This is a genomic window from Mesobacillus maritimus, assembly GCF_019749255.1.
Lineage (GTDB): Bacteria > Bacillota > Bacilli > Bacillales > Cytobacillaceae > Mesobacillus_B > Mesobacillus_B maritimus_A.
Map to the genome: position 1 here is coordinate 1 of NZ_JACWFH010000038.1, position 24034 is coordinate 24034.

General features: G+C 39.4%; 21 protein-coding genes and 10 tRNA genes. 28 read left to right on the forward strand and 3 right to left on the reverse strand.

Annotation, left to right across the window (positions count from 1 at the left end):
- The first annotated feature begins 44 nt into the window (after nt 1-44).
- The 10 genes from H0185_RS22555 (at nt 45) to H0185_RS22600 (ending at nt 1136) form a co-directional block, all read left to right on the forward strand.
- A tRNA-Asn gene (locus tag H0185_RS22555) sits at nt 45-120 on the forward strand.
- 46 nt (nt 121-166) lie between these two features.
- Nucleotides 167-239 (forward strand) — tRNA-Thr (locus H0185_RS22560).
- Nucleotides 240-259: 20 nt separating this feature from the next.
- A tRNA-Glu gene (locus H0185_RS22565) sits at nt 260-334 on the forward strand.
- 35 nt (nt 335-369) lie between these two features.
- Nucleotides 370-445: transfer RNA gene (locus H0185_RS22570), tRNA-Val, on the forward strand.
- 37 nt (nt 446-482) lie between these two features.
- Nucleotides 483-555, forward strand: a tRNA-Thr gene (locus H0185_RS22575).
- A 6-nt stretch (nt 556-561) separates the two neighbouring features.
- Nucleotides 562-645, forward strand: a tRNA-Tyr gene (locus H0185_RS22580).
- A gap of 55 nt (nt 646-700) precedes the next feature.
- Nucleotides 701-775: transfer RNA gene (locus H0185_RS22585), tRNA-Gln, on the forward strand.
- 63 nt (nt 776-838) lie between these two features.
- A tRNA-Lys gene (locus H0185_RS22590) sits at nt 839-911 on the forward strand.
- Nucleotides 912-974: 63 nt separating this feature from the next.
- A tRNA-Gly gene (locus tag H0185_RS22595) sits at nt 975-1049 on the forward strand.
- A gap of 11 nt (nt 1050-1060) precedes the next feature.
- A tRNA-Ala gene (locus H0185_RS22600) sits at nt 1061-1136 on the forward strand.
- A 132-nt stretch (nt 1137-1268) separates the two neighbouring features.
- On the opposite strand, the gene H0185_RS22605 is transcribed toward H0185_RS22600, so the two are convergent.
- Nucleotides 1269-1430, reverse strand: coding sequence for an aspartyl-phosphate phosphatase Spo0E family protein (locus tag H0185_RS22605; protein WP_221875757.1), 162 nt, complete (start codon nt 1428-1430; stop codon nt 1269-1271).
- Between the two features lie 173 nt (nt 1431-1603).
- Between H0185_RS22605 and sigW the strand changes: the two genes are divergently transcribed.
- The 5 genes from sigW (at nt 1604) to glmM (ending at nt 6643) form a co-directional block, all read left to right on the forward strand.
- Nucleotides 1604-2167, forward strand: a complete 564-nt coding sequence (gene sigW, locus H0185_RS22610) for an RNA polymerase sigma factor SigW (protein ID WP_221875758.1) — start codon at nt 1604-1606, stop codon at nt 2165-2167.
- Nucleotides 2168-2184: 17 nt separating this feature from the next.
- Nucleotides 2185-2820, forward strand: a complete 636-nt coding sequence (locus tag H0185_RS22615) for an anti-sigma factor family protein (protein WP_221875759.1) — start codon at nt 2185-2187, stop codon at nt 2818-2820.
- A gap of 330 nt (nt 2821-3150) precedes the next feature.
- Entirely contained in the window at nt 3151-3978 is an 828-nt protein-coding gene (gene cdaA, locus H0185_RS22620) for a diadenylate cyclase CdaA (RefSeq protein ID WP_221875760.1), read from the forward strand.
- Complete coding sequence (locus tag H0185_RS22625) at nt 3971-5203, forward strand: CdaR family protein (protein ID WP_221875761.1); 1233 nt, start codon at nt 3971-3973, stop codon at nt 5201-5203. Before cdaA ends, H0185_RS22625 begins: the two co-directional genes overlap by 8 nt.
- Before the next feature lie 90 nt (nt 5204-5293).
- Nucleotides 5294-6643: a phosphoglucosamine mutase gene (gene glmM / locus H0185_RS22630; protein WP_221875762.1), complete on the forward strand. Its 1350-nt coding sequence runs from the start codon at nt 5294-5296 to the stop codon at nt 6641-6643.
- Nucleotides 6644-6693: 50 nt separating this feature from the next.
- On the opposite strand, the gene H0185_RS22635 is transcribed toward glmM, so the two are convergent.
- Entirely contained in the window at nt 6694-7890 is a 1197-nt protein-coding gene (locus tag H0185_RS22635) for a sensor domain-containing diguanylate cyclase (RefSeq protein ID WP_221875763.1), read from the reverse strand.
- A gap of 174 nt (nt 7891-8064) precedes the next feature.
- Between H0185_RS22635 and H0185_RS22640 the strand changes: the two genes are divergently transcribed.
- The 8 genes from H0185_RS22640 to H0185_RS22675 all read left to right on the forward strand — a co-directional run bounded on the left by H0185_RS22640 (nt 8065) and on the right by H0185_RS22675 (nt 18964).
- Complete coding sequence (locus H0185_RS22640; protein WP_221875764.1) at nt 8065-9168, forward strand: mechanosensitive ion channel family protein; 1104 nt, start codon at nt 8065-8067, stop codon at nt 9166-9168.
- A gap of 758 nt (nt 9169-9926) precedes the next feature.
- Nucleotides 9927-10697, forward strand: a complete 771-nt coding sequence (locus H0185_RS22645; RefSeq protein ID WP_221875765.1) for a hypothetical protein — start codon at nt 9927-9929, stop codon at nt 10695-10697.
- Nucleotides 10698-11114: 417 nt separating this feature from the next.
- Entirely contained in the window at nt 11115-12194 is a 1080-nt protein-coding gene (locus H0185_RS22650; protein WP_221875766.1) for a D-alanine--D-alanine ligase, read from the forward strand.
- A gap of 90 nt (nt 12195-12284) precedes the next feature.
- Nucleotides 12285-13667, forward strand: coding sequence for a UDP-N-acetylmuramoyl-tripeptide--D-alanyl-D-alanine ligase (locus tag H0185_RS22655; protein WP_343223203.1), 1383 nt, complete (start codon nt 12285-12287; stop codon nt 13665-13667).
- Nucleotides 13668-14236: 569 nt separating this feature from the next.
- Nucleotides 14237-15682 carry a degradosome RNA helicase CshA gene (gene cshA / locus H0185_RS22660; protein ID WP_281427673.1) on the forward strand — a complete coding sequence of 482 codons (1446 nt, stop codon included), beginning with the start codon at nt 14237-14239 and terminating at the stop codon, nt 15680-15682.
- 188 nt (nt 15683-15870) lie between these two features.
- Entirely contained in the window at nt 15871-16842 is a 972-nt protein-coding gene (gene uvsE, locus H0185_RS22665) for a UV DNA damage repair endonuclease UvsE (RefSeq protein ID WP_221875767.1), read from the forward strand.
- Between the two features lie 207 nt (nt 16843-17049).
- On the forward strand, nt 17050-17529 hold the full coding sequence (locus tag H0185_RS22670; RefSeq protein ID WP_221875768.1) for a PH domain-containing protein: 480 nt from the start codon (nt 17050-17052) through the stop codon (nt 17527-17529).
- Entirely contained in the window at nt 17522-18964 is a 1443-nt protein-coding gene (locus H0185_RS22675) for a PH domain-containing protein (RefSeq protein ID WP_221875769.1), read from the forward strand. The genes H0185_RS22670 and H0185_RS22675 overlap by 8 nt, the downstream gene beginning before the upstream one ends.
- A 90-nt stretch (nt 18965-19054) precedes the next feature.
- Here H0185_RS22675 and H0185_RS22680 read toward each other — a convergent pair whose 3' ends face one another.
- Nucleotides 19055-19642: a rhomboid family intramembrane serine protease gene (locus H0185_RS22680; protein WP_221875770.1), complete on the reverse strand. Its 588-nt coding sequence runs from the start codon at nt 19640-19642 to the stop codon at nt 19055-19057.
- A gap of 169 nt (nt 19643-19811) precedes the next feature.
- Here H0185_RS22680 and acpS point away from each other — a divergent pair, with 169 nt between their 5' ends.
- The 5 genes from acpS (at nt 19812) to ndoA (ending at nt 23855) form a co-directional block, all read left to right on the forward strand.
- Nucleotides 19812-20168 carry a holo-ACP synthase gene (gene acpS, locus H0185_RS22685; protein ID WP_221875771.1) on the forward strand — a complete coding sequence of 119 codons (357 nt, stop codon included), beginning with the start codon at nt 19812-19814 and terminating at the stop codon, nt 20166-20168.
- A 319-nt stretch (nt 20169-20487) separates the two neighbouring features.
- Nucleotides 20488-21501 carry a LolA family protein gene (locus H0185_RS22690; RefSeq protein ID WP_221875772.1) on the forward strand — a complete coding sequence of 338 codons (1014 nt, stop codon included), beginning with the start codon at nt 20488-20490 and terminating at the stop codon, nt 21499-21501.
- A 227-nt stretch (nt 21502-21728) separates the two neighbouring features.
- A complete protein-coding gene (gene alr, locus H0185_RS22695) occupies nt 21729-22901 on the forward strand; it encodes an alanine racemase (protein ID WP_221875773.1) in 1173 nt (390 codons plus the stop codon).
- A gap of 317 nt (nt 22902-23218) precedes the next feature.
- Nucleotides 23219-23500, forward strand: coding sequence for a CopG family ribbon-helix-helix protein (locus tag H0185_RS22700; RefSeq protein ID WP_221875774.1), 282 nt, complete (start codon nt 23219-23221; stop codon nt 23498-23500).
- Nucleotides 23501-23504: 4 nt separating this feature from the next.
- On the forward strand, nt 23505-23855 hold the full coding sequence (gene ndoA, locus H0185_RS22705; protein WP_221875775.1) for a type II toxin-antitoxin system endoribonuclease NdoA: 351 nt from the start codon (nt 23505-23507) through the stop codon (nt 23853-23855).
- The last annotated feature ends 179 nt before the right edge of the window (nt 23856-24034 follow it).

Below are 24034 nucleotides of genomic sequence, written 5' to 3' on the forward strand. Positions count from 1 at the left end.
CTGTGAGAGTAGGACGTTGCCAGGCGGTTTTCTAATACCACTATTCCGCAGTAGCTCAGTTGGTAGAGCATTCGGCTGTTAACCGAACGGTCGTAGGTTCGAGTCCTACCTGCGGAGCCATTTTTTTGAAAAGATCTATTTCACAAACTTAAATTATTCAAGCTATGCTTCCATAGCTCAGTAGGTAGAGCACTTCCATGGTAAGGAAGAGGTCAGCGGTTCGAGCCCGCTTGGAAGCTCTCGCTTAAATTTCTTGAATGGCCCCTTGGTCAAGCGGTTAAGACACCGCCCTTTCACGGCGGTAACACGGGTTCGAATCCCGTAGGGGTCACCATATTTTTTCGCATAGCGAAAATAACTTTCCATATCGGAGGATTAGCTCAGCTGGGAGAGCATCTGCCTTACAAGCAGAGGGTCGGCGGTTCGATCCCGTCATCCTCCACCATAATTTTTTTGCGTAAGCGAAAATAACTTTCCATTTTGCCGGCCTAGCTCAATTGGTAGAGCAACTGACTTGTAATCAGTAGGTTGGGGGTTCAAGTCCTCTGGCCGGCACTCTCTGGAGGGGTAGCGAAGTGGCTAAACGCGGCGGACTGTAAATCCGCTCCTTCGGGTTCGGCGGTTCGAATCCGTCCCCCTCCACCATTATACTTTTAAGTAAACTTGGACAAGATAGTAGTGTCCTTTTTATTTTGTTCTTTGGGCTATAGCCAAGCGGTAAGGCAACGGACTTTGACTCCGTCATTCGTAGGTTCGAATCCTGCTAGCCCAGCCATTTTTTGAACATCACATATGCCATTTCATATCCTGCAGAGGAATATAATTTTCTGCAATTTTTGAGCCATTAGCTCAGTTGGTAGAGCATCTGACTTTTAATCAGAGGGTCGAAGGTTCGAGTCCTTCATGGCTCACTCTTAATTACAAATTAAAATGGTTTTTTGTATTGCAATTATTGTGGCTACAATCCTTTATATGCGGAAGTAGTTCAGTGGTAGAATACAACCTTGCCAAGGTTGGGGTCGCGGGTTCGAATCCCGTCTTCCGCTCCATTTTAAATTATGGGGCCTTAGCTCAGCTGGGAGAGCGCCTGCTTTGCACGCAGGAGGTCAGCGGTTCGATCCCGCTAGGCTCCACCAATTACATACTTTAGCAACGTCATGAATCGATCTGATTTATGACGTTTTTTATTTTTGTTTAACTGAAGAAATTTAAAATAAAAAGGGAATGCAGTGGTTGAGTTTCAACTACTGCATTCCCTTTTTCACTATTTAAGAACATTTAGTAGAGAATTTAAAATACAAGTTTATTAAATGGTCTAGCTTTTTACTTGCTTCAATTACACGCTGATCGTTCATAGAGGTATTTAAGGCTAACTGTACCATCTCTTCTCGGCAGTTTTCAATATCCCTCTTTAATATTGGAAGGTTCATATCTCGTCACCACTTTTCGCTGGTCTATTATTTTTATATCCTTTTCCAGTCTTTTTAAACAAAAGTTTGAAAAATTTGTTAGAATGTTTAATATTGAGGTTTCTAAAAGTGAAACCTTTTTAGCTATCAGTACGTATTTAGGATAGCCGCAGGTAGTAGAGCGGAGGTTTAGAATGGAAACAATCGTTAATTCGCGGATTAAACAAGTTTTAAAAGGTGACCAAAATGCCTATGGGGAAATTGTTGAACTATACAAAGATAAAATTTTTCAACTCTGCTACAGGATGCTCGGGAACCGTCATGAAGCAGAAGATGTTGCACAAGAGGCATTTATTCGTGCATATATAAATATACACGGATTTAATCAAAGTAAGAAGTTCTCGTCATGGATTTATCGGATTGCGACAAATTTATGTATTGACCGCATTCGAAAGAAAAAACCTGATTACTTTCTTGATGCTGAGGTACCAGGAACAGAAGGATTGACCATGTATTCTCAAATAGCTTCGGATACAGACATGCCTGAAGATCAATTAGCCCGCATGGAGCTTCAGGAAGTGGTCCAAAAGGAAATATCGAATCTACCTGAAAAGTATAGAGCAGTCATAGTCTTAAAATACATCGAAGAGCTCTCTTTAAATGAAATTAGTGAGATTTTGGATTTGCCATTAGGAACTGTAAAAACCCGAATGCACAGGGGACGGGAAAACCTTAGGAAACGATTAAAAAATCTATAAAGCTGAGGTGAAGGAAAGTGAGTTGTCCAGAAAAATATATTGCATATATGCATGAATTTCTAGATGAAGATATATCTAATGAAAATGAACAGGAACTTAGGGAACACTTGCGGACCTGTCCTAGTTGTGAACAACATTTTAAAGAATTAAAAAAGGCGATTGCCTTTGTTCAAAGTACTGCACATATTAAAGCGCCAGATGATTTTACCTCGGGTATTATGGCGAACCTCCCAAAGGAGGATAAAAGGATAGAAGTGAGTCGTTGGTTGAAACATCATCCTTTGCTCGCCGCCGCATCGCTGTTTATCGTGCTTATGGCTGGGAGTCTTTTTACGAGTTGGAACCAAGACGAGCAATTTTCATTTTCAAAGCAACCGAATTTAGTTGTTGAAAATAATACGGTAATTGTTCCTGAAGGGGAAGTTGTTACAGGTGACATCGTTGTTCGAAATGGTAAGGTGCAAATTGAGGGTGAAGTTCAAGGGGATGTAACGGTTATTAACGGCGAGAAGTACTTGGCTTCCGCAGGGCATGTTACCGGGGAAATTAGGGAAGTAGATGCACTATTTGAATGGATTTGGTATCATATAAAAACAACAGTTACAAAAACATTAAACTTAGATGATGAACAAGAACAGTCACTCCAGTATTGAGTGGCTCTCTTTTTAAAAGCTAAAGAAGTATAATAGTGTTAACTTAGAGAAATGTCTAACTCAGCGCCCTAGCGGCTAATGTCCTTCTCTCTCCGCTCTACGATAAGTCGACATCAAAGCGTTTTTTTAAGCGCTTCGTGTTTGCTTTATCTCAGTTGGAGGGTCCCAGGCCATACGCTGCTATACAGGGCGCTTCCGCTTTTCTAATGGCTTTACGAGAGTATTCATAAAAACACCATCTAATGTGATATAATAATAAAGTTAAAAATAAGCTGGATACATCCATTGAACTGTACATCGTGTTCTAACTAAACTTTTGGAGGAAAGGCAATGTCATTTGCTGATTATGATTTAGTAAAATATCTGGCCAATATTGTTGACATACTCCTTGTTTGGTTTGTCATATATAAGGCGATGGGATATATACGAGGAACAAAAGCAGTACAATTATTAAAAGGGATCTTTGTCATCCTAATCATTAAATTTACCAGTGATGTGTTTGGGTTAAATACACTTGGATGGATCATGGAACAAGCGATTACCTGGGGTTTTCTCGCTATCATTATTATCTTTCAGCCTGAATTTAGGCGGGCACTTGAACAATTGGGAAGAGGTCGTCTGTTTTCAAGGTCTGCTGCTACCGAGGAAGAGAATGAAGAGAAAATGGTGGAGTCCATCATTAAAGCAACAGACTATATGGCTAAACGAAGGATAGGGGCCCTTATTTCGATTGAACGTGAAACCGGAATGGGGGATTATATTGAGACTGGAATTCAGCTTGATTCAAAGATTTCTTCTGAATTGCTGATCAATATCTTTATTCCTAATACCCCACTTCATGATGGAGCTGTCGTTATTCAAAAGGGTCATGTCGCTGCGGCTGCTTGTTATTTACCCTTATCCGAAAGTCCATTTATCTCTAAGGAGCTGGGTACTCGGCACCGGGCGGCACTCGGAATCAGTGAGGTGACAGATAGTGTAACCGTCATTGTCTCAGAGGAGACAGGAAATATTTCTCTTACTAAAAATGCTGAGTTATATCGGGATGTAAGTATGGAGCAGTTAACCGAGCTATTACAAAACGAATTAATGTCATCTACGAAGATCAATGGTACAACTTCAACCCGGTGGAATTGGAGGGTGAAGAAGAATGGATAAATGGTTAGATAACCCGTGGTTCCTAAGGGGTGTTGCTCTTCTTTTAGCCTTTTTATTGTTTTCATCCGTACCAAAAACAGACCCGGATAAACCGGGGAATATAAATGTCCCTTCTAATGAAAATACGGAATTGATTTCTGATGTACCAGTTAAAAGTTACTATGACTCGGAAAATTTGGTTGTTACAGGGATACCAGAAACCGTGGATGTAACGATACAAGGGCCTAGGAATATCGTACAACAAGCTAAAGCATTAAGGGATTTCGAAGTGTATGTAGATTTAACTGAGCTTGAAATGGGAGAACATCAAATTCAAATTAATATTCGCGATATTTCTGAACGGCTGACCGTAACGATTGATCCTTCGAACATCACCGTTTCAATTCAAGAGCGTGTAACAAAGGATTATCCGGTAGATGCTGAGTTTAATTCAACCATGATTGCCGATGGATTTATATCAGGGGCTGCCAGCATAAAGCCTGCAAAAGTAAAGATAACAGGAGCGAAAGATGTAGTTGATAGAATTAACTATGTTAAAGCAAATGTCAATATTGGGGAGAAAACTCGAGAAACCATCTCTAAGGGGGCTGAAGTCCTCGTATTGGACAAGGACATGAATAAGCTTGATGTAATTGTTGACCCTAGAGTGGTTGAGGTTACAATTCCTGTGGAACGGTCAAGTAAAAAGGTTCCAATCGATATTATTCCTAAAGGAACCCCACCCGAAGGAGTGACTATTGATTCAATCACTTCCGATGTCGAGGAAGCTACAATTACAGCAAGCCCTGATATATTAGCAGAGGTGAAGAAAGTCAGGGTTGAGGTTGATGTTAGCAATATTACCGAAGACTCTGAGGTAACCCTCCCAATTATTATCTCAAATGGGGTAGTGGAAGTTTCCCCTCAGACGGCTAAGCTGACGGTTAAGGTGAAAAAGCAGGAAGAGGTAACAATCTCTGATGTCCCAATTAATGTTTCGGGACAGGCTGAGGATTTAGAGATAGAATTCATCGATCCGGTAAATGGCCGGACTAGCGTACAGGCTAGTGGACAAACTGAATTGGTAGAGTCCCTGGAGCCTACTAATTTCGAATTACTAATCGATATATCGGGTCTTGTCGAAGGAGAGCATAGTGTGGATATCCAGGTTTCAGCACCAGATGAGATTAGTTGGAAATTAGCATCACAAAAGGCTAATATCTCTATTACTAAAAAAGAAACATAAAAGACTAATTCTATTTCTTAGGATACAAATGATATAGAGAAGAAGGCTGGCTTGTAAGTACTAGCCGTTAAATAAGGAGCGATTGATAGAATGGGAAAATATTTCGGTACTGATGGAGTACGCGGAGTGGCAAATAGTGAACTAACTCCTGAGTTAGCTTTTAAACTAGGTAGATTTGGTGGATATGTCTTAACCAAGGACAAGGATAGACCAAAAGTATTAATTGGTCGTGATACACGAATTTCTGGGCATATGCTTGAGGGAGCATTAGTAGCGGGTCTCTTATCTATTGGCGCGGAAGTTATGCGTCTTGGGGTTATTTCTACCCCTGGAGTCTCTTATCTTACGAAAGCTTTAGGTGCCCAAGCAGGGGTGATGATTTCTGCTTCTCATAATCCAGTTGCAGATAATGGAATTAAGTTTTTTGGACCGGATGGCTACAAGCTTTCTGACGAACAAGAACTAGAAATCGAAGGATTAATGGACCTTGAAGAGGATCAGCTGCCACGTCCTGTTGGAGCCAACTTAGGACAAGTAAATGATTACTTTGAAGGTGGACAAAAATACTTACAATATTTAAAGCAAACGGTTGATGAGGATTTCTCTGGTATCCATGTAGCTTTAGACTGCGCTCATGGTGCTACATCATCATTAGCTATGCATTTATTCGCTGATTTAGATGCAGATATTTCGACAATGGGAGCATCTCCTAATGGTCTCAACATTAATGATGGAGTAGGATCTACTCATCCTGAGGTACTTGCTGCGTATGTGAAAGAAAAGGGAGCGGATGTTGGACTAGCATTCGACGGAGATGGAGACCGACTCATTGCTATTGACGAAAATGGACAAGTAGTTGATGGGGATCAAATTATGTATATCTGCGCAAAGTATTTAAATGAAAAAAGTCGTTTGAAGCAAAATACGGTGGTTTCAACAGTAATGAGCAACTTGGGCTTTTATAAAGCGCTAGAATCAAAAGGAATAAAGAGTATCCCTACAGCGGTTGGAGATCGATATGTAGTCGAAGAAATGAAGCGAAATGGCTATAATCTCGGTGGAGAACAATCAGGACATATTATCTTCCTTGATTATAATACTACTGGGGATGGGCTACTCACAGGCCTGCAGTTAGTTAATATTATGAAATCGACTGAAAAAAGATTATCTGAACTTGCGGCTGAAATGAAAAAGTTTCCTCAGGTCCTAGTGAATGTTCGAGTAGTTGATAAACATCACGTGACAGATAATGAGAAGGTAAGCGAAGTAATCAAGCAGGTAGAGGAAGAAATGAACGGAAATGGTCGTATCCTCGTTCGTCCGTCTGGTACAGAACCTCTAGTTAGAGTAATGGCTGAAGCGCCGACAGAGGATCAGTGCAGAGAATATGTTAACCGTATCGTCGCGGTTGTTGAACAAGAAATGGGCTTAAAGGAATAACGGGTAGAATGATAAAAGGCATAGGAGGGAATAAACCCTCTTATGCCTTTTTATTTTAGAAATATTTTTCTAAACTTATCGATTAGAGATTCTCTGTGAGATTCTTCTTCATACTGCAGATCATGACTGTAAAATTGATAGGTGCTCTTTCCATTGTTTTTGGCAGCATACATGGCCTTGTCCGCATGATCGATTAACGAATCAATCTCATCTCCATGCTCAGGAAAAAGGGCAATTCCAATACTAGGTGTGACATGGGCCTCCTTATCAGCAAGGAAATAGGGGTTTCCGATACTATCAATCATTCGAGATGAAATCGTCTCTAATTCTTCCCTACAAGTCTCCTCAAAGACAATGATAAACTCATCCCCACCGATTCTAGATACCAAATCTTCTTCTCGGACAGTAGAGTTTAAGCGAATCGCTACATCTTTCAGTAGCGCATCTCCTACATCGTGTCCAAGCGTGTCATTGACATTTTTAAATCCATCTAAATCAATAAACATGATCGCAAAATCATGATTTTTACGTTTAGCACGAGATAAGACCTTTTTTAAATGGTTTTTTAGCATTAATCGGTTTGGCAATTGTGTTAGATGATCGTAAAAGGCCATTTGAGCTAGCTTTTCTTCATGTTTTTTTCTATCAGTTATATCAATGATCATGCCAGATATTCTTTCAACTTCATCAAGAATATTTACGATTGAATTTGGTCGTAATTCTTTCCAATGCACTTCTCCATTTGCCTGTAACGTCCGATACTCAAAGGTCTTAATTTCCCCAGAAACCCATTGGCTAGTCTTTTTTATAAAAAACATTCTATCTTCGGGGTGGACATTCTTTTCAATCAAGTACAACCCTTCGTGTATATTATTCTGATCTGTTTTCCTATTGTCCCCAGTATAAATTGACCATCTATCACTTTTTAAATCGAAGGTAAAGGCAATAGAGTCTAGGTCCTCTAAAAGGGTTTTATATTCAGATAAACGACCTTGTAGAGACAAATTGTTTTCTGTTAAATGATCAATCTTTGTTTGTTGTTCTTGGTTGTGAGTGGTTAATCGTTGATTCTTTTCCGATAAAATTTTCATCTTACGGTATTCTAATATAGAAGGAATACATAAGGAGAGAACAAGCGAGGAAAGGAGAATCTCAGCCCAGAATGCATTTATTGAAAGAAGTTGCACAAACAAAGCAACTACAATTAACCCTACAGTCATGCTCAATCTTTGTTTACTATTTGCCATTTCACACCTCCATCAGTAAAGTTAATCGTAGCATAAAACTGTTGTAAATAAATCAACAATTTTCAACAAAAAATCCATTTAGACATGGTAAATCAAACCTGTTATTTTGTCCTTTATTAATGAATTTTTTGTGAGTAGGATAGTATCAATAAAATTTTGATAGGGGGGGAATGGATGTTCATATTAGGGACATGGGTTTCTTATGAAGTATTAGAAAATATAGCAATATCAATGGGTATCTTTATTTTATTTATGATTTTCAGAAAGATTTTTTCAAGGTATGTTTTTAAGTTTTTACTTTGGGTGGTGAAGAAAGCGCCTAGCGATTTCTTTTCACAAGTGATGCTAGCTTTCGAAAAGCCATTACAATGGGTGTTTTTAATTTTAGGTGTTTCTCTCTCGGCAGAGTATCTTCCATATTTTAATGAAAACAATCCACTTTATCTTAGTCTGATTAGATCCTCACTAATCTTTTTAATAGGATGGGGGTTGGTGAATTTATCTTCTTCATCCTCGATATTTTTTAAGAATCTAAACAATAAATACAGTATGGAAATTGATGAAATTCTCATTCCATTCTTATCCAAAGCCCTAAAAGTGATTATTGTCGCAATTTGTTTCAGCATTATTGCTCAAGAGTTTGGATACAATATCAGCGGTTTTGTCGCTGGCCTAGGAATTGGCGGTCTTGCCATTTCACTAGCAGCTAAAGATGCCCTTGGTAACTTGGTTGGAGGGGTTGTAATTATCTCAGAAAGACCTTTCTCAATTGGGGATTGGATTATGACTCCAAGTGTGGAGGGAACGGTGGAGGATATCAGTTTTCGTAGCACAAAAGTGCGAACCTTTGCGCAGGCACTTGTAACGGTCCCGAATTCAACCTTGGCCAATGAAAACATTACAAACTGGAGTAAAATGGGGAAGCGGCAAATTAGTTTTAATTTAAGAGTTTCTTATGACACACCGAGGGGAAAGCTGGAGGATGTCGTAAAGCAACTAAAGTATCTAGTTACTCAACATGAGGAAATTGATCCTGAAACAATCTTTACCACCTTTGATAAATATAGTGAAAATGGGTACGAAATATTCCTCTACTTCTTTACCAAGACAACTGTATGGGGAGAATTCTTACGGATAAAAGAAGAGATTAACTTTGAAATCATGAAAATCCTAGAAAACGAAGGAGTTTCTATTGCAGTTCCGGCAAGAAAGCTGTATGCAGAAACAAGGAAAGAAGATCAGTTTAGAGCTGGATCTGTTTATGAGAACGGTGAATAACTTTTACGATAAAGCTTCATTTTGATTTAATTCAAATTGAAGCTTTTATTATCTATGTTAGATTAAACATACTATGACCTTTTGGAAGCTTTTTATATTAGCTAGCCTAGAGAGAAGTGAAGGAGCAAAATAAGCTAATAGACATAAACGGCCAATTTCCCTGGAAATATGACAGTTTTCTGTCATGTCAGTAGGAGAGGTAAAAGAAATAATGAAGGGGAATAGGAATAGCATATTTCATGAACTAGAATAGGGAAGGAACATTTTTCCCATCCTTCTTCTTCCTTGCTAAGTTTTTTTGCAAATGTTCGCTCTTTTCCGCTTCAGCTCTAATACAAACCCAGTTAGATATGTTATGATAATAAAAAGAAAATACTGGTTGGTTTGGATAAAACTTCTTAAGGGGGATATTATGAGGGCGCGTGTGAAAAGAAACAATACCATTGCACTTGAAAAATTAAAGGAATTTATAGCTACCGTTCTTTTACATCTCACCTTTTACGCCTTCCTCATTTTTCTTGTTATGTTTTTTATAAATAACTTTTCGTAAGCATTACATACATAATTTGATACTATAGAGCGCCTTTTATAGACAAAGGGCGCTCCTACTATGTATAACAAGTAACACCATACTAAAATTCTATATAGGTTTATCTGTAATTTAAAAATAAGGATTTTTATTCTGCCAACAATATCAACAGGGGTTTGGGTCAACATAAGCTTGAGAATGTTATGAAGAAAGGCTAGGGGGATAACTTTTGAAGAGAAATCATCCGAATAACCATGAACTTTTATATATTCATTTAAACGACAGGGATCAATACGTTTTATCTTCAGGGATTGAGTTCTTTGAATTTGCTCGCTCTTTGTCTGATTCATTAAATTACATTCTACTTCTGAAGCATCAATTTGATGAAGCGGATTTTAATATTCATACATTGCTTAATTATGTTTCGGAGGACGATCTTGAAAAGTTAATGGAGGAAAATATTGCAGGGTATGGTGATTTTTGTTGGATGGACTTCGAAGAAATAGAAGGACTGAACGTTCTCTCCGCCCAAGAAATTGCCGAAGTCTTATATCTAGGCCATACGAAACATCATTTAAAGCTTCCGTTTTATAACCAACTAGGAAACAGATTTGCTTATATGTCACATGATGATGGCTGGTTTAGCAAGGTATATTACCGCAATATGAATGATTTTTATCGGATGCTTAGTCAGGTAATTTCAGGGAAAGTTACGGGGGGCAGAACGGAAAAAAATCTTCTTAGTTTTCGGAGAAAGCGAGAGTATCCACCCGTTGGCAAAGAGGTGTTAAAATCCTTAACTAGTGTATTTAAAGAAGGGGCCGTTTTCTCGATAAAAAAGGTCGAGCAAAATCGCAATCGCCTAGAAATTCCTCTTTGGGTTATTGGGGATTTTACTAATATGGATGATATGTTTGATGAGTATGTCCAGGCAGGAATCAATCCACCTGATGGCAAACTCGTCTTCGATAAAAAGATAAAAGAATGGAGCTTAGCTTAAAGCCTGGGGAAAGAGTAAAAACAAACTGTTATAATTGTTAGCAAAAGTAACGCTTAGGCAAATGTCTAAGCGTTATTTTTATGCTCGCTTCTCAAAAACTTTGTACTTAATCATTATTCTAAGCCAAGATGAAATTCACCGATTAACTAGTGCTTCTTAGATAAATTCAGCTTTAGGTTTTTAACAACGTTTTAACGGAAATTAGCCATTGTTTTATAAAGATATGTTCAATTAGTGGATGGAAGAGCCGCTACGATATTCTAAAACATTGGTTGTAAATCAAGCTTGATGGTTCATACGATAATAGGGGAAGAATAACGAGTATAGGTATAGATAATTGTAATAAGAATGTATCCCTATCTTAATTGAGATAGTGGTAAAATAGAAAAAGTGATTGAAAAACTGGAGGTTCGAGTTATGAAGATTAAAATCGGTTTGCTTTACGGTGGCAAATCAGCAGAACATAAGGTATCTATGCAGACAGCACTTGCTGTTACAAAAGCAATTGATTATGAAAAATTTGAAATACATCCAATCTATATTTCGGAAGATGGACAGTGGATTAAGGGACCACAGCTAAATAGCCCAGCGGAAAATGTTGCAGCATTAGAATTTTCAAGCTCTGCCCTTTCTTTAGGGACAGCTGGATCTAGTCCAGCTATCCTAAACTCAAACTCAGAAGAGGAAAGACTAGATGTCATCTTCCCTTTATTGCACGGTCCAAATGGTGAGGATGGGACAGTTCAGGGGATGCTCGAGCTGCTTAACCTTCCATATGTCGGCAACGGTGTTCTGGCTTCAGCTGCAGGCATGGATAAAGTAATCATGAAGAATATATTTGCACAAGCTGGCTTGAATCAAGTTGACTATGTATCATTCATTCGTAGTGAATGGGAAAAACAACAAGAAGTATCCTACCAGCAGGTTGAAACAAACATTGGGTACCCTTGCTTTGTGAAGCCAGCAAACCTTGGATCAAGTGTAGGAATTTCAAAGTGTACGAATCGCTCCGAACTTGAAGAAGCCTTTAAGGAGGCCTTCCAATTTGACCGTAAAATTATTGTCGAACAAGGGGTTACAGCGAGAGAAATTGAAATTGGCGTACTTGGCAATGATGAGGCAGAATGCTCGGTTCCAGGGGAAATTGTTCCGAAAAAGGCGTTTTATGATTATAAGGCTAAGTATGAAGATGGGGATACAGGCCTCATTATTCCAGCTGAGATTTCGGAAGCTCAGTATATAGAACTTCAGGAATTAGCCAAAAAGGCTTATAAAGCTTTAGACTGTTCCGGTTTAGTGCGAGCAGACTTCTTCCTTACGGCTAAAGGAGAATTTTTGATTAATGAAGTAAATACAATGCCTGGATTTACCCCATTCAGTATGTTTCCACTGATGTGGAAACATACCGGTGTTGAATACCCACAGCTTATTGAAAGACTAGTGCAGTTAGCGATTGACCGACACGAAAAAAAACAAAAGATTAAATATACATTTTAACCATGAGAGAACACGGTAAGGAAGCGGCAATCCTCAACCGTGTTCCATTTGTGCATGCAGTTAAAATTAGTTTTTTAGGAGGAAGATTTTGTGATTCAAAAATCACTAGCTGAAATTGCGGCCATGATTAAGCACGAAACTGAAGGATCCGCAATAAAAGATGTCTCGGTAGAAGGTGTGACAATTGATACCCGTAAAATTGAAGAAGGGAATCTGTTTATCCCATTTAAGGGGGAAAATGTCGACGGTCACCGGTTTGTTGAGGACGCAATTAATAAGGGAGCAGCAGCTGCTCTATGGCAAAAGGATGTGCCGAACCCTCCCACTCATCTCCCAATCTTGATTGTGGAAGACACATTAATCGCATTACAGGAGCTTGCCAGAAATTATCGTCAACAATTAAATGTAAAAGTTCTTGGAATCACTGGAAGTAACGGAAAAACAACCACCAAGGACATGGTTGCGAGCCTTCTTGGACAAGAATTTCAAGTCCAAAAAACAGAAGGGAATTTCAATAACCATATAGGTCTACCGTTGACTATTTTGCGTTTAAAAGAAGAGACCGAAATGGCCATATTAGAAATGGGCATGAGTAGCAGAGGGGAAATTGAATTTTTGTCCAAGCTAGCTCAGCCAGATGCAGTCATCATCACAAATATTGGAGAATCTCACCTCCTTGACCTGGGTTCAAGAGAAGCCATTGCGGACGCAAAGCTTGAAATCATTCTGGGTCTTCAAAATGAGGGGTTAATCGTATACCACGGTGATGAACCATTGCTACAAGAGCGACTGTCATCTTATGACGGAAACGGTCAGTTGCGAACGTTTGGAAGATCCACTCAGAATGACCTTTACCCTGTGGAAATTACACAAACTTCAGCTGGCAACACGTTTACGACGAATCGAAGTGGCGTTTCTTTTCATTTACCGGTTCTTGGAACCCATAATGTCTTAAATGCTTTAGCATCAATGCTGGCTGCCGAGTTTTTTGGCGTTTCTTATGAAAAAATGAATGGAGGCTTCGCAAGCCTGAAATTGACCAATATGAGGATGGAACTCGTAGAAGGAGCAGCCGGAATCAATATTATCAACGACGCTTATAATGCGAGCCCTACATCGATGAAGGCTGCAATAGAGCTTATTTCTAATCTCGATGGGTATGAGAGAAAAATACTTGTGTTAGGGGATATGTTAGAGCTCGGCCCACTTGAAGAAAAGTACCATTATCAAATTGGTTCCTCCCTAGATGCAGACAAGATTGATTATGTTTTCACATATGGAAAATTAGGGGCTTACATGGCGGAAGGGGCTAAGGAAGTTCTAGGCGAAGATCGAGTTTTTTCATATGAGGATAAAGAAATGATTTCAAATAAAATTAAGCAGTTGGTGCGACCAAATTCTACACTGGTATTGGTCAAAGCTTCGCGTGGAATGAAGCTTGAAGAAGTGGTAACTTTCTTGCAACAGAAATAAGAACCAAGTCTCTGTCCTTGTTTGACAGAGGCTTATTTTCGTGTGTGAAATGAACGAAAATAGGGAACAATTATAAAAGCAATGGATGCCTTTAGATTGCAGTTGGTTGATTTTTATTAGAAAATAAATAAAAGAATAATGGGTTTTATGGCTGTTTATTCCAATAATAACTAAGGGTATTGAACTTAAAATACTTGAACAAATCCCATCTAGATGCAGGGGGAGCAGTAGTTCATGCTTAAAGGTTTATCGTTATAGCGAAGAGTAAGTCTGTCAATATTAAAGGACGCATTGATTGCATTCACTTCCATCAGGTGGTAAGATTAACATCAAGTGTCTACGTAAGAAAATCCTGTAAAATGGCAGGCTCAATCGTATGGAGAGTATTTTTTTGCTCCTAGCCGAGCGATACTCCTGACGACCAGCCTCATTTGGACTCTCGCAGTGAACTACACCAAATCCTCCACCTAGGTGTACGAATTTACCAGATAAGGCAATAGTTGAGATAAACTTAAACAGCCACTTAAAAAATATATCATTTGAACAAGAAAAAAGGAGAATGAACAAATTTGACATTGTTTGAAGAATTGGGCATAAGTCCAGCTACACTAAAGTCACTAAAAAACATGGGTTTTGAAGAAGCAACACCAATCCAGGCCGAAACAATTCCAATGAGTCTGCAAAATAAGGATTTAATTGGTCAGGCACAAACTGGTACGGGGAAAACAGCTGCATTTGGTGTTCCTCTCATTGATAAAATTGAGAAGGAGCGTCGTCAAATTCAAGGGATTATTATTGCCCCTACTCGTGAATTGGCTGTACAGGTTTCTGAAGAGCTTTATAAAATTGGTGCTGGTAAACGTCTTGGCGTTCTTGCAATTTATGGCGGGCAGGATATTAACCGTCAAATCCGTGCTCTAAAGAAGGGCCCGCATATTATTGTTGGTACTCCAGGTCGACTACTTGACCATATTAATAGAAAAACCATTAATCTTGAGAATGTCCAAACGGTCATTTTAGATGAAGCAGATGAAATGCTGAATATGGGCTTCATTGAAGATATCGAAAGCATCCTTGCTAGCGTTCCTGAAGAGCGCCAAACTTTATTGTTCTCAGCAACAATGCCTGGTCCAATCCGTAAAATTGCTGAACGGTTTATGAAAAACCCTGAAGTTATTCGTGTAAAAGCACGTGAAATGACGGTTCCATTGATTGAACAATATTACGTTGAAGTTCAGGAAAAGAATAAGTTTGATGTGTTAACAAGATTGCTGGATATTCAATCACCAGAGCTTGCAATTGTTTTTGGGCGTACAAAGCGCCGGGTAGATGAGCTTGCTGAGGCTTTGAATCTTCGTGGCTATACAGCTGAAGGAATTCATGGCGACCTATCTCAAGCCAAAAGAATGTCTGTCCTTCGTAAGTTTAAAGAAGGTTCAATCGATGTTCTTGTCGCTACAGACGTTGCAGCGCGTGGATTGGACATTTCTGGTGTTACACATGTTTACAACTTTGACATTCCACAAGATCCAGAAAGCTATGTTCACCGTATTGGACGAACAGGCCGAGCTGGTAAGCAAGGGATGGCCTTGACATTTGTAACACAAAGGGAAAAATCCTATCTGTCAGTTGTTGAGAGAACAACGAAGAAACGCATGGAACGTATGCAAGCTCCAACCCTTGACCAAGCACTTGAAGGTCAACAAAAAGCGGTTCTTGATAAAATTGTTCAGACGATTGAATCCAATAATCTGCAATTTTACCGTCAGACTGCGGAGGAATTACTCCGTGAACATGATGCGACTACTGTGGTTGCATCCGTACTCAAGATGTTAACCAAAGAGCCTGATACAACACCAGTAAAACTAACGGAAGAAAAGCCTCTGCCAAACCGTGGAAGAGACAAAAAGCCGCAGGATCGCAGAAGAAGTTCCGATTATAACCGCAACAAGAACTATAAACCGCGTACAGCGACGAAAAGAACAGGTGGCAAGCCTACTCGTTCATCAAGATAATAGCGCAAAGAGAGCATTCAATGCTCTCTTTTTTTTGCGTTCTATGATATCTAAAGGATGCTGGTGGATCAATCCTGCTGCTTAAACAGGGAGTATAGGTCTTTCTAATGATTCTGTTGTGTTAAAGGCATACTACGAAATAGCGAAGCTTAGTAAGCTTGTGAAAAATCTTCGAGGTGAAAATTATCATGACAATCGTGAGACTTGGGTATGTAGCAATGAGTGTTGAGCTTCAAAATTGTTCACCCTCACAAACCATGACTTTTAAACAGTTTCAAAGCATAAGTGATCGTGAAGCTGCCATACGGAAACTAGAACGAATTGCAATATCCAACTTAGAAAACTGTTTACGTTTATTGAAGCATAATACTGCAAATGATATTTCATTCTTTCGGTTAAGTTCGCAATTAGTTCCGCTTGCCAATCACCCAGAACTAACGGACTGGAAGTATATGAAAGCTTTAAAAGAGCCATTAAAGAACTTAGCGGAGTATATAAATACAAATTCCATGAGAATTGATTTTCATCCAGATCATTTTGTTCTTTTAAATACAACAAGTAAGGATACATTAAATAATTCAATTAAAACACTTGCCATGCATGAAGCCCTTTTAAAGGGAATGGAGATCAATCCGCAGCATCGCTGTGTTCTCCATGTGGGTGGTGCGTATGATGATAAGGAGAAAGCGCTAGAACAATTCATCCACAACTGGGGACTTCTCCCTCACCATCTTCAAGATTTGATTATGTTAGAGAATGACGATACTACTTTTACCATTCATGATACGTTGTATCTATGTGAGAAGTTGGGTATTCCTCTTGTGTTTGATTACCATCATCATCTTGCTAATTTTGAGAATGAAGAAGATTGGGAAAAGAATTGGGAGCGTGTGGTTGGAACGTGGAACCACTCGGAGCTTCCAATCAAAATGCATATCTCTAGCCCAAGATCTGAGAAGGATTTCCGTGCTCATGCCGACCATATCGATCCTGACATGTTTATGACCTTTTTACAGAAGGTACAGGGGACTGTCCCCGAAATTCACTGTATGATTGAGGCAAAACGAAAGGATGAGGCCTTGTTCAAACTTGCTGAAGATCTAAAAAAAAGGCCAGAAATCGACATGATCGATCAAGCTAGTTTTCGGATAAGCGGGTGAAATGGAAGCGGGTGTATAGTTACAGTAAGGGGAAGTAGGTACGTGCACATTCCGTCGATAGATAAGACCACAAGACATGTATTGAGGACTTAACCCTAAGCTAGCAGACCAGTTAGCATCAAGGATATTCCTCTTTATCCCCATTTCTCCCGATTACATGTATACTAATAGAAACATACAAAATGGGAAATCAGGAGGAATGTGTTTATGGTTCCTGAGCCGCAAACAAGAATTTCAAAACGAGCGTTGGTGGTATGGAGAATTACTGGCGTTATTACTTCTTTGTTTAGTTGGATAGTAGGGGGTGCCCTTGTCACGTTAGGTGTTCTTTTCGACTGGCCAGTCTGGATGATTATAGCCTTGATTATCCTCATTCTAATTTTTAGTTATCTATTCACTTTTTTCTTTCCAAAGTTACGCTGGAAACGTTGGCGATATGAAGTAAGAGAGCAGGAAATTGAAATTCAGCGCGGTGTTTTTATCATGAAAAGAACGCTTATTCCAATGGTAAGGGTCCAACATGTTGATACTCAACAAGGGCCGTTATTGCGGAAATATCAGCTCTCCACGGTGATGATTTCAACGGCTGCGACCGTTCATGAAATTCCTGCTCTTGAAATGGACGAAGCAGAAGAGTTACGACGATCAATCTCGCGGTTGGCAAGGGTGGCGGATGAAGATGTCTGACCCGAAAAGATTGCATCCGATTGCCGCAATGATAAATATGCTCCGACAGTTAAAAGAATTAATTGTCCCCATTCTGTTCTTTACTGTCGTTGGAAGTAGAGGCAATGAAAATGTTTTCTACTTCATTGCCGTCGGTGTGGGTCTTGTACTTGTCCTCCTGACAGGGATTTTATCATGGTATCGCTTTACGTATCGAGTGGAAGAAGGGGAGTTAAGGATTGAGCACGGACTCTTTGTCCGTAAAAAACGCTATATCCCTTTTGAGCGGATTCAGAGCTTAGACATAACAGAAGGAATTCTACAGCGGCCTTTTGGTCTTGTGAAAGTGAAGGTGGAAACTGCGGGGGGGTCAAAAACAGAGAATGCAGAAGCAGTTTTAACAGCAATAAGGAAAGAAGAAGCAAGTCAAATCCATGATTTCTTAGTATCAGTAAAGAATTCCAAGCGAAGAGATGAATTCGAAGAGGAAGCCGTTCCGATTCAGGAATCGATTATTTATCGACTCTCCTTTGGTGACTTACTGCTGCTTGCTTCAACTTCCGGTGGTGTTGGCGTAGTGATCTCGGCAATCGTTGCTTTCTTTTTTCAATTTGAGGAGATCATCCCTTATGAAAAGGTCTATAAAGAAGTAGAACATTTCATCGCAAATGGAGTCATTTTCGTAAGCATTGTCGTTTTTCTTGGATTCTTGCTGGCGTGGGTGATTTCTGTTCTTGGAACGATGGTTAAATATGCAAACTTCACGTTAAAAAAAGTGGACCAAGATCTTATCATTACAAGAGGGTTATTAGAAAAGCGACAAATGACCATTCCGTTGAAACGAATTCAGGCTATCCGTATAAGTGAGAATGTGCTGAGGCAACCCTTTGGTAGGGGATCAGTATATATAGAAAGTGCGGGTGGTTCAGCGTTAAATGAAGAAGGTTCGAAAGTACTGGTGCTCCCCCTTATAAAAAAACAGGATATCGCGAAAACTCTTGAGCCCTTTTTAGAGGAATATCCGTTTAAATCTAATTTCCATACACTCCCGCCTCGTGCTCTTACTCGTTACCTAGGAAGGGGTGTTGTGATTGTCATCCCTGTAGCCGTAGTTATTAGTTACTTTTTTAAACCTTGGGGCTATGTTTCTTTGTTATTTATCCTAGCATCACTCATCTGGTCAGCTTTAAAGTATAAAGATGCAGGATGGGCGATAGATAAAGATTTTCTAGTCTTAAGGTACCGGACGTTTGTGAAGAATACAGTCCTTATGAGAAAAGAAAAAATTCAGTCCCTGACAGCTCGGAAAAGTTTTTATCAAAATAAAAAGCGGCTTGCTACCATTGAGGCTGTGGTGAAATCCGGACATAGTGGTTCGGGCGGACGAGTGAAAGACCTAGAAGACAAAGATGTGATAAACATTTATCAATGGTATTCTCGAGATGCTCATCATTAAAAATAGATTCAAAAAAAAGCGCCGTTCTCGGCGCTTTTTATAAGGGTCCTTAGCTAGTTTCAGATACAGATAAGAGCTTCCGAATTTCACTTACTGTTTAAGTAAGAGCACCCGTCCTGTAAAGAAGCCAGCAATTAACCCGAAAATGTGTGCGGTAATATTGATGTTTGATTGGAAAAATGTCATGATGACCCCAATAACTGCAATGGTGATAATAATTTGCGAGTTTTCTTTTGAAAGTAAATCTTTTCTAAACATACTGATTGCAAGGTAAAAACCAAATAAACCAAAAATAGCGCCACTAGACCCTACATGGGTATATGTCGGTGGTTCCAGTAAAAGGGTTGCTACATTGGCGGCAATTCCTGTCAATAAATAGACCAATAGAAATTTAGCTTTACCTAGGATTCTCTCTAAAGCAGGTCCGAAAAGAACCAAGGAAAAACTGTTGAAAAGTAGATGTGCAAAGCCGGAATGGACAAAGATAGGAGTGAGGATTCTCCAGAATTCCCCTTCTATGATGTATAAATTAACTCCAGCTAATAAAGTGAAAATCTCTCTGCTTGGTAAAAGTGGCAGCGTTGTTGCTAGGTGTACAAGCAGATGAATGATGAGAATCAAAGTGATGAGGGGATAGAAACGAATAAACTCTCGAAAGCTCTCGGTTCGGACGAACATAAAATACCTCCTATAAATTCTTATCTTATGGGAAACCTTGGACGTTTGTTTTTATAATTACCTATAGAAGAAGTATAAGTTGCATGTTGGTTTATTGTCTACTTTAGAGTGGCTAGCTCACATGTACAGGCTAGTGACTTTATCAATTTATTAGAAGGTGGCTGAAGTTATGATTGCAGGAATTGGTCTGGATGTTGTTGAACTAAGCCGGATTGAAGCATTACTAGAAAAACAGAAGCGATTTCCAGAGCGGATTTTAACGCAGCATGAGAAGGAGATTTTTTTAGGACTAAAACATAGAAGGAAGATTGAGTACCTTGCCGGTCGGTTTGCAGCCAAAGAGGCTTTTTCGAAAGCGAATGGTACAGGGATTGGCAAGGAATTATCGTTTTTAGATATTGAAATTCAATCAGATAAGCACGGCAAGCCTTTCGTGGTTAAACCATTTGTCGATGGAGTTCACCTTTCCATCACCCATACCCGTGAGTACGCTGCTGCTCAGGTAATCATTGAAAATTTTAGATAAGTGGGTTGAAAAAAACTATTATCTATTTTATGTAAGAACGGCTGATTATTGGATTTTTAATTCGTTTGCACACGCTATTTCTTTTGTAGCTCAGAAAGACCTCAGATCAGCGGACATTGCTCTAAAAAATGCAATAAAGTTTTAGAAAAGAGCCTAAAAAATAATACAGGCTTTCAGAAAGCTTGGTCATAAACCCTAAGGTTGTCTCATATATTCATAGTGCAACAGGGGAGAAAGACCTTAGCGGCGGGAATATGGCTGTAGACTGTCTTTTCTTTCCCTTTCCACGTTGAAATCAGACTAAAAAGGGGTTGAAGGAATGAAGAAAAAGTTTTGGCTGTTTCTCGCTGGAGTGATGGTTTTATTCGTTTTAGCTGCATGTGGTGCTAAATCACAGGAAACAGTGGTTAAGGACCTTGATAAGAATTTATCAGAGTTGAAGAGCTACAAGGCGAATGCAAAGATGACCCTCCAAATGGGGACAGATCCACAAGTGTATGAAGTTGAAATTTGGCATAAAGACCCATCCTATTATCGGGTAAACCTAAAAAATGCTGAAAAAGATCAAAGTCAGATGATCCTACGAAATGATGAGGGAGTATTTGTCTTAACTCCAGCGTTAAATAAGAGTTTCCGCTTCCAAAGTAGTTGGCCGCAAAATAGCAGTCAAGCTTATTTATATGAATCCTTAGTAAATGACATTCTTGAGGATAAAGAAGCAAAGTATACGGAAACAGAAAAACATTATGTCTTTGAAACGAAAACCCGTTATCAAAACAATCAGATGCTGCCAATCCAAGAAATTAAATTGAATAAGAAAGATTTGACCCCAGCAAGTGTGAAAGTCATGGATACGGACAGAAATGCCCTTGTTACAGTTGAATTCTCCGATGTTGAATTCGATGCAAGTTTTGATGATGATGCTTTTGATATGAAGAAAAATATGACCGCTTCCCAATTAGAAGTTCCTGTTATGGCTGACGGGGAAGATAATCAGTTCACAGTAAAGTATCCTTTAGCGGAAATTCCAGGCGTGAAGTTGTCTGATGAGCGAGAAATGAATACTGAAAATGGAAAGCGGGTTGTTCTAACCTTTGATGGTGAAAAATCCTATACACTCGTTCAAGAAAAAGCAGGAGTGATGAGTGACGGTGCAAATCCAGTTTCAATGGATGGAAATCCGGTTGATCTAGGGTTTACAATCGGGGCGCAGTCAGACAACACAATTCGCTGGACTCACCTAGGTGTGGAGTATATGCTAGCATCTTCTGATTTGACTCCAGAGGAAATGGTCATGGTAGCAAAGTCCGTTCAAGGTGATGTGATTAAATAATCTACTAATAACAGGCTCATATAATGGGCCTGTTTTTTTGATGATAAAGTAAGAATCAATTGAGGCAGTTAGAGAATAAATGATAATAGCTACATTGTTTACGTGAAACACTGCTAAAAATTTTTCTCTTTGGACAAAATGTTGGAGTATGCATTTGACATTCCTACTTCCTGGTTCGATAATATTACAGATAAGCAATCGGACGAATAATAAGGAAGTGTATTTTCGTGATTGAACAAGCTTTTTTTTACCGAGATACTTGGGTAGAGGTAAATCTCGATTGTATCGTAGCAAATGTTTCTGAAGTTAGAAAAAGGCTCCCTGAAGAGGTAGCAATAATCGGAGTGGTTAAAGCAAATGCTTACGGACATGGAGATTACCAGGTAGCCCAAGCTGCTCTAGAGGCAGGAGCTACGATGCTCGCTGTAGCTTTTATGGATGAAGCACTCTCTCTTAGAGGCAAAGGAATTACTGCTCCAATTCTCGTACTGGGAGCAAGTCGGCCGGAGGATGTAAACATCGCTTCCGCTGAAAATATCACATTAACTGTTTTTGAACCTGAATGGCTTGAACAGGCTAAAGAATATCTTGATTCAAATGCAACCCTTTCCCTACATGTTAAGGTGGATACAGGAATGGGTCGTATAGGAGTTAGAAGTATTGAAGAGTTATCAATGGTTGAAAAGAGTATTGCCTCAGATTCACGATTGTTGTTTGATGGCATCTTCACTCACTTTGCAACAGCCGATGAATTAACAGATTCCTACTTTCATGAACAACTAGGGCGGTTTAAGGAGATGGTTGCTAGTCTTCACACGAGACCGGCATGTATTCACAGTAGCAATAGTGCTGCTGCGCTTCGCTATGGAGAAGCGCACTTTAACGCTGTCAGACTAGGCATCATTATGTATGGACTTTCGCCTTCACAAGAAATAAAACCTGAGTTGCCTTTTCAGTTAAAAGAAGCATTTTCGCTACATTCCAAGCTTACTCAAGTGAAAAGAGTAAATAAAGGTGAAAAAATTAGTTATGGTGGAACCTATGAAACCGCTGAAGAAGAGTGGATAGGGACCATTCCGATTGGTTATGCCGATGGGTGGATTCGAAAATTACAAGGGCAAGAAGTACTGGTTAACGGGGTCAGATCGCCCATTGTCGGTCGAATCTGTATGGATCAATTGATGGTTAAACTTCCTTACGAAGTACCTGTAGGGACTGTGATAACCTTAATAGGGGAACAGCAGGGATCGATTATTCCAATCGATGAGATTGCCGATACATTAGAGACAATTAATTATGAGGTACCATGCCTGATTGCTTCAAGAGTTCCACGGATATATAAAAGAGATGGGCAAATTATCGATATGAAAAACCCTTTGCTTCCTAAAACCCTAGGTTAAAAGACCATATTCGTTCTATACAAGAGTGGAGCGGAGCGAAAGGCACAAGACTCTTTGCGGGTTCCACTTGAACAAAAGCTGTCTAAATTCCATGGCATGCACTATGGTGCATAATGGCCTGTATCCCTATGTAGAGATTTCCTAAAAATAACAAATCAAGGAATCTGTGCATAAAATATTATTTTCTTGGCGGATAATACAATAGAATTGCCAATGCATCTTTGCATCTGGCTAAATTAATGTTAAGATTAAAAATGGTAAAGAAAAATAAAAAAACGTGAAACGGTATGTAGTGATGATGGTGGAGGTGTATGTTTGTGTCTGAATCCAGCGCAACAACTGAAATCCTGGTAAGGTTACCGCAAAACCTATTAATGGAATTAGATGGCTTTGCTAAACAGGAAAACGTAAACCGAAGTGAATTCATTTATCAAGCAACAAAGATGTACCTGCGCGACAGGAAAAAGAGACAAATTCGTGAATCCATGAGACGTGGATATATGGAAATGGCCAAGATCAACCTGACGATTGCCTCTGAAGCATTCCAGGCAGAGTACGAGGCAGAACACACTGTCGAACGTTTAGTAAGCGGAGGATAATCCGTTGATTGTGAAACGTGGTGACGTATATTTTGCGGACCTATCCCCAGTTGTTGGTTCAGAGCAAGGCGGCGTCCGCCCGGTACTTGTCATTCAAAACGACATCGGGAATCGGTTTAGTCCCACAGTAATAGTTGCAGCCATAACCGCTCAAATCCAAAAAGCGAAGCTGCCGACGCATGTTGAAATTGATGCGAAACGTTACGGCTTTGAACGTGATTCGGTCCTACTATTAGAACAAATCCGTACAATTGACAAACAACGCTTAACCGATAAGATTACCCATCTCGATGATGAAATGATGGAGAAAGTGGATGAAGCACTTCAGGTAAGTTTAGGCCTTATCGAATTCTAATATATTCTATTAAAAACGCTCTGAATAAGGGCGTTTTTTTATTTGGTTATTTTTACAGGATAGGTTTGAAGGCATAGTTATAAAAGAAAAAGTATTTGACGTTCCATCCTGATACCTATAGATTGGTATATAATAGTGACAATTTTCAATTGTATATTAATTTAAATGTTTTAGATCAT

Excerpts from the sequence above, each read along its gene's own strand:
- H0185_RS22605 (WP_221875757.1), bottom strand. The coding sequence starts at position 1,430 with ATGAACCTTCCAATATTAAAGAGGGATATTGAAAACTGCCGAGAAGAG.
- sigW (WP_221875758.1), top strand. The coding sequence starts at position 1,604 with ATGGAAACAATCGTTAATTCGCGGATTAAACAAGTTTTAAAAGGTGAC.
- cdaA (WP_221875760.1), top strand. The coding sequence starts at position 3,151 with ATGTCATTTGCTGATTATGATTTAGTAAAATATCTGGCCAATATTGTT.
- H0185_RS22625 (WP_221875761.1), top strand. The coding sequence starts at position 3,971 with ATGGATAAATGGTTAGATAACCCGTGGTTCCTAAGGGGTGTTGCTCTT.
- glmM (WP_221875762.1), top strand. The coding sequence starts at position 5,294 with ATGGGAAAATATTTCGGTACTGATGGAGTACGCGGAGTGGCAAATAGT.
- H0185_RS22635 (WP_221875763.1), bottom strand. The coding sequence starts at position 7,890 with ATGGCAAATAGTAAACAAAGATTGAGCATGACTGTAGGGTTAATTGTA.
- H0185_RS22640 (WP_221875764.1), top strand. The coding sequence starts at position 8,065 with ATGTTCATATTAGGGACATGGGTTTCTTATGAAGTATTAGAAAATATA.
- H0185_RS22650 (WP_221875766.1), top strand. The coding sequence starts at position 11,115 with ATGAAGATTAAAATCGGTTTGCTTTACGGTGGCAAATCAGCAGAACAT.
- uvsE (WP_221875767.1), top strand. The coding sequence starts at position 15,871 with ATGACAATCGTGAGACTTGGGTATGTAGCAATGAGTGTTGAGCTTCAA.
- H0185_RS22670 (WP_221875768.1), top strand. The coding sequence starts at position 17,050 with ATGGTTCCTGAGCCGCAAACAAGAATTTCAAAACGAGCGTTGGTGGTA.
- H0185_RS22675 (WP_221875769.1), top strand. The coding sequence starts at position 17,522 with ATGTCTGACCCGAAAAGATTGCATCCGATTGCCGCAATGATAAATATG.
- H0185_RS22680 (WP_221875770.1), bottom strand. The coding sequence starts at position 19,642 with ATGTTCGTCCGAACCGAGAGCTTTCGAGAGTTTATTCGTTTCTATCCC.
- acpS (WP_221875771.1), top strand. The coding sequence starts at position 19,812 with ATGATTGCAGGAATTGGTCTGGATGTTGTTGAACTAAGCCGGATTGAA.
- H0185_RS22690 (WP_221875772.1), top strand. The coding sequence starts at position 20,488 with ATGAAGAAAAAGTTTTGGCTGTTTCTCGCTGGAGTGATGGTTTTATTC.